The following is a 4,055-nucleotide window of genomic DNA, read 5'->3' on the forward strand; positions in this document are numbered from 1 at the left end:
TGGGTTCCTTGTCTTTTCCGAATATATATCGGAAATTTATATCTTTTTTAATATCAATCATAATTGTTCCTCCTGTTATATATATTCGAAAAAAGATTGAATTTGTAAAAAAAATGCGAACTAATTCGCATTTTAATATTAGAAATCAACATCTAAATCATAGTAAACAGCTTTTAATAATTTAACCATTTCTTCTTGATTTGGTTGACGAGGATTCGATCCAGTACAAGCATCTAAGATGGCATTTGCTGCAATGGAATCCAATCTTTCTAAGAATACTTCTTCTGAAACAAATCCAACTTCAGCTGGAAGTCCATTAGCTCCGTAATGATTAATAGACTGAGGAATATTCAAGTCATCGTTCATCTTACGTAAGTAAGCCACTAAATTCTTTACTTTTTCATCATCGTTTTCTCCACCTAAGTGCATATAATCTGCGATGACTCCATAACGTTTTTTAGCTTCTTCATTTTTCGCATTGTATTGAATGACTTTTGGTAAATACATTGCATTGGCAGCTCCGTGAATAATATGAGCTCCCTGATCCGCAAATACAGCTCCTGTTTTATGAGCCATAGAGTGAACAATACCTAATAAAGCATTTGAGAAAGCTTGTCCAGCTAAACATTGTGCATTATGCATTGTAGCACGAGCATCCATATCACCGTTATAAGACTTAACTAAGTTAGCCTGAATCAATTCTATAGCATGGATTGCTAATGGATCTGTATAATCACAGTTACATGTGGATACATAAGCTTCAACGGCATGTGTCATAGCATCCATTCCTGTATGAGCCACTAATTTAGGTGGCATTGTTTCAGCTAAACTAGGATCAACAATGGCAATGTCTGGTGTAATATTAAAGTCAGCTAATGGATATTTAATTCCTTTTTCGTAGTCTGTAATAACTGAAAATGCTGTTACTTCAGTAGCTGTTCCAGATGTAGATGGAATCGCAACAAATTTTGCTTTTTGACGTAATTCAGGAATTCCAAATGGAACAATCATTTGTTCAAAAGTAATTTCTGGATATTCATATTTGATCCACATTGCTTTAGCTGCATCAATTGGAGACCCACCACCAATGGCAACAATCCAGTCTGGCTGGAATTCTTCCATGACTTGAGCCCCTTTCATAACAGTTGTTACAGATGGATCGGGTTCAATTCCTTCAAATAATTTTACTTCCATTCCAGCTTCTTCTAAGTAGGCTTGTACTTTTTGAAGGAAGCCACCGCGTTTCATAGATCCTCCACCAACGCATACAATAGCTCGATTTCCTTTTAATGTTTTTAAAGCTTCCAATGCACCTGGTCCATGATACAAATCACGTGGTAATGTAAATCTTTGCATGATAAATTTTCCTCCTCGTTTTGTTAACGCTTTAACTATGTAAAGTATACCACATTTAAGCAGTAAGACATAACGATACTACTTCTTAATTTTAACGGCTGTTCCATAGGCAATGATTTCAGCAGCCCCTGACATTACAGAAGACGAACCAAATCGAATATTGATAATCGCATCGGCTCCTAAACTTTCTGCTTCATCGACCATTCTTTTTGTCGCAATTTGTCGTGCTTCCTTTAACATATCGGTATAACTAGCTAATTCTCCACCAACAATGGTTTTAAAACCAGCTCCAATGTCTTTCCCAATGTTTTTGGATTGAACTGTTTGTCCTTTTACAATTCCAAGTGCCTCTACAATTTCATATCCAGGCAAATAATCAATATTTACTAGCTTCATCGATTTCTCCTTTCTTGATTTCTTGAATTCGATTTATCAGTATTTTTGGTACAATTAAAATAGGAATCACAAAGAAAGATTCCAATACAATAAATAATGGCCATGGCATAGGATCAATTGACTGGGCAAAGAGTAAAAGAGCTACAAAAATTCCCATAAAGATACAAAATCCAATTCCAGAATATATGGCTCCATTAATTTTTTTCTTATGTTCTTCTTCTATTTTTCTCATTGTAAATCCTTCTTTATTTAATACATTCATAGATTGAAAGTATTGATCGATTTGAATGGTTTCAATAGAATCATTGGATTCTAATATTTTTTGACAAAGAAGAGTCACTCTTTCATAATTCCTTCTTTCCTGAGCAATTTTCATCAAACGAGATTCCACACATTCTCTTAAACTCAGTTCTTTTTTTATCACTTTTTTTAATTCTTGAATGGGAACCCCTAATTCTCTTAAAAATTTAATAATTTTTAATTGTCGAATATCAAATTCATTATAAAATCGATATCCATTATTGGAATTTCTTTCTGGATTGATTAATCCCATTTCTTCATAATATCGAATGCTTTTCTTTGACAAACCTACAATACTTTCAACGTCATTAATTAACATAGTGCCTCCTTTGTCTTTTTTATAAACCATTCCCCAAGGGAATAGTCAATATTTCTTCAAAAAAAAGAAACTATTTTTCAAGTTTCTTTTCCAATACATGAACCAATTCTTCAATACATTCTTTATCTTTTCCAAATCGATCAAAAGAAGTACTATCTAAATCCAATACGCCATATAATTGATTATGAACAAAAATGGGAACTACAATTTCTGAATTTGATGCACAATCACATGCAATGTGTCCTTCAAATTCATGAACATTGGCTACTACTTGTGTTTCTAAAGTTTCAGCTGCTTTTCCACATACGCCTTTTCCGATTGGAATCAATGTACAAGCAATTTTTCCTTGAAAAGGTCCTAAAATCAATTGATTGTCTTTGAATAAATAGAAACCAGCCCAGGATATGTCTTCTAAATAAGAATAAATAAAACTAGACATATTGGATAGTGTTGTGATTTCATATTGATCATCTTCAATAAGTCCTTGTAGTTGTTGACTCAATAAATTCATGTTTCCTCCTTATAGTGGTCTAAGAAATGAATTTTCTGACCCTCTTTTTTATACGCAATAACTGTATCTAAATTTACATTTTCAACGGATTTAAAGATATTGGCTTCCACATATGGATTGATTTTATGTAAATTTGAAATTAATTGTTTGACTTCTTTTCTTTTTGATAATCCTTCAATTTCTTCACTCATTTCTGTTAATTTACAAGCACAGCGAAGAAATTGTAAATGATGATAATCCATCCAGTGAATGATAGATTCTTCTCGTACTAAATACAAAGGACGAATCAATTCCATGCCTTCAAAATTAGTGCTATGTAGTTTTGGCATCATGGTTTGAATTTGTGCCCCATATAACATACCCATTAAAATCGTTTCAATGACATCATCATAATGATGACCTAAAGCAATCTTGTTGCATCCTAATTCCTTTGCTGCATTATATAAATGGCCTCGTCTCATTCTTGCACACAAGTAACAAGGCGATCCAGATTGAGTGGATACATATTCAAATATATCGGTAGAAAAAATATGAATGGGAATATTCAGTCTTTTCGCATTTTCTTCAATCATATTCACATTGACTAAGTTATACCCAGGATTCATCACAATAAATTCCAAATCAAAATCAATCATGCCATGTTTTTTAATTTCCTGAAAACACTTTGCCAATAAAAAAGAATCTTTTCCTCCAGATATACAAACCGCTATTTTATCTCCATTTGAAATTAAATCATATTCAGTCACAGCTTTTGTGAATTTACGCCAAATATCTTTTCGAAACTTCTTAATTAAGCTTCTTTCTATATTCATAGAAGGATCGATATAATCTATATACCCATAATATCCTCCATCAATAAAGTCTATATCATAACCCAATGATTGATATTTCATACAAATCAATTCACTTTGAAATCCAGTATAATTATAGATAATGATTTTCTGATTTTTAGGTAAAGACAATAAATCAAATTCACTTAAATGAATCGCCCCTTCTATATGATCTCGATCATAAAAAGAAACATCTCTTAAATCCACAAGAATCTTAGATTCTAAATTCAAAACATCTTCTATTTTCATACACAAAGTGTACCAAAAAAAAAGAAGAAAATAAATTTCTTCTTTCAGACTGTTGACAAAGTAATAGTCGACAGTCTTTTTTTTATTTGATAGA

Annotated in this window: 5 protein-coding genes; all 5 read right to left on the bottom strand. The window is 32.2% G+C overall.

Features of this window, described 5'->3' with window-relative positions:
* Positions 1-138: 138 nt before the first annotated feature.
* The 5 genes from ACI32A_RS00715 to ACI32A_RS00735 all read right to left on the bottom strand — a co-directional run bounded on the left by ACI32A_RS00715 (position 139) and on the right by ACI32A_RS00735 (position 3,961).
* Positions 139-1,356, bottom strand: a complete 1,218-nt coding sequence (locus ACI32A_RS00715) for an iron-containing alcohol dehydrogenase (RefSeq protein ID WP_439753103.1) — start codon at positions 1,354-1,356, stop codon at positions 139-141.
* Between the two features lie 78 nt (positions 1,357-1,434).
* Positions 1,435-1,752, bottom strand: coding sequence for a YbjQ family protein (locus ACI32A_RS00720; RefSeq protein WP_439753104.1), 318 nt, complete (start codon positions 1,750-1,752; stop codon positions 1,435-1,437).
* Positions 1,733-2,371: a MerR family transcriptional regulator gene (locus tag ACI32A_RS00725; protein ID WP_439753105.1), complete on the bottom strand. Its 639-nt coding sequence runs from the start codon at positions 2,369-2,371 to the stop codon at positions 1,733-1,735. Before ACI32A_RS00725 ends, ACI32A_RS00720 begins: the two co-directional genes overlap by 20 nt.
* Before the next feature lie 70 nt (positions 2,372-2,441).
* Positions 2,442-2,882, bottom strand: coding sequence for a GAF domain-containing protein (locus ACI32A_RS00730; protein ID WP_439753106.1), 441 nt, complete (start codon positions 2,880-2,882; stop codon positions 2,442-2,444).
* A complete protein-coding gene (locus ACI32A_RS00735; RefSeq protein ID WP_439753107.1) occupies positions 2,879-3,961 on the bottom strand; it encodes an ATP-binding protein in 1,083 nt (360 codons plus the stop codon). Before ACI32A_RS00735 ends, ACI32A_RS00730 begins: the two co-directional genes overlap by 4 nt.
* Positions 3,962-4,055 lie beyond the last annotated feature (94 nt).

The organism is Floccifex sp. (genome assembly GCF_051873555.1).
Taxonomy (GTDB): Bacteria; Bacillota_I; Bacilli_A; order Erysipelotrichales; family Erysipelotrichaceae; genus Floccifex.

Coding starts and splice junctions, on each gene's coding strand:
- ACI32A_RS00730 (WP_439753106.1), bottom strand. CDS start 2,882: ATGAATTTATTGAGTCAACAACTACAAGGACTTATTGAAGATGATCAA.
- ACI32A_RS00715 (WP_439753103.1), bottom strand. CDS start 1,356: ATGCAAAGATTTACATTACCACGTGATTTGTATCATGGACCAGGTGCA.
- ACI32A_RS00725 (WP_439753105.1), bottom strand. CDS start 2,371: ATGTTAATTAATGACGTTGAAAGTATTGTAGGTTTGTCAAAGAAAAGC.
- ACI32A_RS00735 (WP_439753107.1), bottom strand. CDS start 3,961: ATGAAAATAGAAGATGTTTTGAATTTAGAATCTAAGATTCTTGTGGAT.
- ACI32A_RS00720 (WP_439753104.1), bottom strand. CDS start 1,752: ATGAAGCTAGTAAATATTGATTATTTGCCTGGATATGAAATTGTAGAG.